Genomic DNA, 2,722 nt, shown 5'->3' on the forward strand with positions numbered 1-2,722 from the left:
CAACGGGCGACTCGAACACCTCCGCGGCTCCGCCCTCGGCTTCCGCAACCTCACCCACTACATCGCTCGGTCACTGCTCGAAGCCGGAGGGTTCAGACCCGCGCTACACCCTCGTTCGTGAAGAGCCAGAAAACCCCCGGCGAACCGGGGGTCTCTGGTGGTGGCTCCGACGGGCGTCGATCCCGTGACCTCACGATTTTCAGTTGGATTCGGTGGGTCAGCGGGTGCTCGTTGGTCGCCGTTTGCCGTGTGATTCCGCGGAAGTCGTCGTGGTTGGTCACGGCTGGGTCGGGGTGGTTTCAGCGGCGCGACCGGCACGGACCCGGCGGCCAGCTAGACGCGCCTTGACCGGAGCCCTGCTCATTGAAGCGCCCCGGGTTTCGTGGAGGCTCGGTTATCTGGAACCGGCTCCGATCGGAACCTGCTCGTGAGCGTATCGGGTCGCGTCGAGCGATGCCCAATGCGACCGCTCGAACTCGGCCGGCGGGACGTGCCCGATCTCGCCGTGCAGTCGCCGCTGGTTGAACCAGTCGACATATTCGGCGACGGCGATCTCGACATCGCGGATCGACGCCCAGCCGCCCTTCGGCCGCATCGCTGGGTTCCGGATGCACTCGCCCTTGAACAGCGAGTTGAACGCTTCGGCCATCGCGTTGATGCTCCTATAGTTGTCAACTCCTGATTTCGCCGGTTCTGGGGTCGGTCTTGACGAGGTGGTAGACCTCTCGGATCACATAGCGCTTCAGACAGCGGATGATGTCGCGCTTGCTCTTGCCTTCGGCGGTGCGACGGGCGACGTAGGCGATCGTTGGCTCGTGGAACCTCATCCTGACGATCACGGTCCGGTAGATCGCCGCGTTCAGCTGGCGGTGCCCGCCGTGGTTGATGCGGTGCTTCCCGCTGGTCATGCCGGAACCTGTCGGGATGGGGCTGATGCCGGCGAGTTTGGCGAAAGCGGCTTCGCTTCTGATCCGTTCGGGATTGTCGCCGGCGACGATGAGGATCTCCGCGGCGGTGTCGACGCCGATGCCGAACTCGTCGAGCAGGTGCGGGGCGCGCTGGAGCACAAGCTGCTCAATCTGCGCCTCGAGGTCCTTGATCTCGTCGTTGAGCGCGATCCACCGCTTCGCGATCGAGCGGAGCGCGTGACGGTTCGCGTCTTCCGGGGTCTCCAGCCCACGAGGACGCAGCGCGGCGCAGTGCCGGGCGACCATCTTCTGCGTCTTCCGCGCCGTCTCGCGTCGGAGATCCTCGGTAGCGTGGACGAGCATCGCTTTGAGGGTGACCATCGCTCCGGTGCGATCCTTGACCGCGGTGTCGTGGGCGACTTTCAGCTGCCGGATCATCTCGACCACGCCGTCGGCGCTCTTCGGGACCGCGGTCGCGAACCCCGCGAGGACCGCCCGGGCGGCGTTCTCCGCGTCGAGAGTGTCGGACTTGCCGTTCAGGCGCCGCAACCGACGATCCGGTCGCGAGACCTCGACGACCTTGTGATCGTTCCGGCGCAAGAACGAGGTCAGCGCGGCCCCGTAGGAGCCGGTGCCTTCGATGCCGAACGCGATGATCTTCCCGAACCCGCTCGCCCACTCCAGCAGTTGCTTGAAGCCAGCTGTATCGGTCGCGATCGTGAGGGTCGCGAGGATCCCGCCGATGGAGTCCATCACTGCGGCGACGTGGATGTGCTTGTGCGTGTCGACGCCGATCACGACGTGCCCGGAGCGGGCGGGCTCGACTGCGGTCATGTTCTTCGGTCCTCCTGCCGGTTAGCGTGGTGTCACGCTGTCGCCGGCGGGTGGACAGGACTGTCATGGGGACGCGTTGTCAAGACTGCTCCAGGCTCCTATCAGGTCACGCCCGATCCGGCGGCAGCGGTTACTGCGCGCCCGGCCGGAGGCTCGACAGATCAACGCCAAGGCACCCTGCGGGCCAATCATAAGCAAGGGTCAGAACGCTCCGGCCAGGACTTCCTCATCCTTGCGGGATGCGGCAGAAACAGACTGACAGTCATACGAATCGCCTTTGCTTCCAACGGAAGCGACGGCATCGGCTTCGGCGAGGCGCTCGGTGTAGCGGATGGCGCGATACTGGACTCCTCGGTCGCTGTGGTGGACGAGCCCGGTCGTGTCCTGCCCGTTCCGGCGGCGCTGCCAGAGCCCCATATCGAGCGCGTCGAGCGCGAGGTCCGTACGCAGGCTCGTGGACACCTGCCAGCCGACGACGAGCCTGCTGAACACGTCGATCACGAACGCCGCGTAGACCCATCCGGCATGGGTGCGGATATAGGTCAGATCCGCGACCCAGAGCTGGTTCGGTGCCGTCGCGGTGAACGCTCGTCCGACGAGATCCGCTGGCCGCTCCGTCTCCGCGCCATCACCCGAGGTGGTCTTGACCTGCTTATCGCGCCGAAGCCCTCGCAAGCCGAGCTCGCGCATCAGTCGCTCGACGGTGCAACGGGCAACCGAGACGCCTTCCCGGTTCAGCTCGGCGTGGATCTTCCGCGCCCCGTAGACGCCGAGATTGTCGGCATGGACAGCCGCGATGTCGGCTTTCAGTTGCTCGTCTCTGACCGCTCTGGCAGACGGCGGGCGCGTCTTGCCTGGATCGTGTCACCGTCGGGTGATTTCGCGGGTTGAGGATCGTTGAGGCTTGATTTTCCGGGGGTGTTGGTGCCTCGTGCGGGGCACTAACGGCGTCGATCTAGACTCGCTCGGTGGGGTGGTTC

At 65.7% G+C, this 2,722-nt stretch carries 2 protein-coding genes and 1 pseudogene; all 3 read right to left on the reverse strand.

All coding sequences use genetic code 11. The features are described from left to right. Positions 1-394: 394 nt before the first annotated feature. Positions 395-649, reverse strand: a complete 255-nt coding sequence (locus tag IR155_RS15570) for an integrase core domain-containing protein (protein WP_135115695.1) — start codon at positions 647-649, stop codon at positions 395-397. Positions 650-671: 22 nt separating this feature from the next. Continuing rightward, complete coding sequence (locus IR155_RS15575; protein ID WP_167760828.1) at positions 672-1,742, reverse strand: IS110 family RNA-guided transposase; 1,071 nt, start codon at positions 1,740-1,742, stop codon at positions 672-674. Positions 1,743-2,003: 261 nt separating this feature from the next. Further along, positions 2,004-2,582 (reverse strand): annotated as a pseudogene (locus tag IR155_RS15580) (IS3 family transposase); the annotation flags it as partial. Positions 2,583-2,722: the final 140 nt, after the last annotated feature.

The organism is Microbacterium paludicola (assembly GCF_015235415.1).
Classification (GTDB): Bacteria; Actinomycetota; Actinomycetes; order Actinomycetales; family Microbacteriaceae; genus Microbacterium; species Microbacterium paludicola.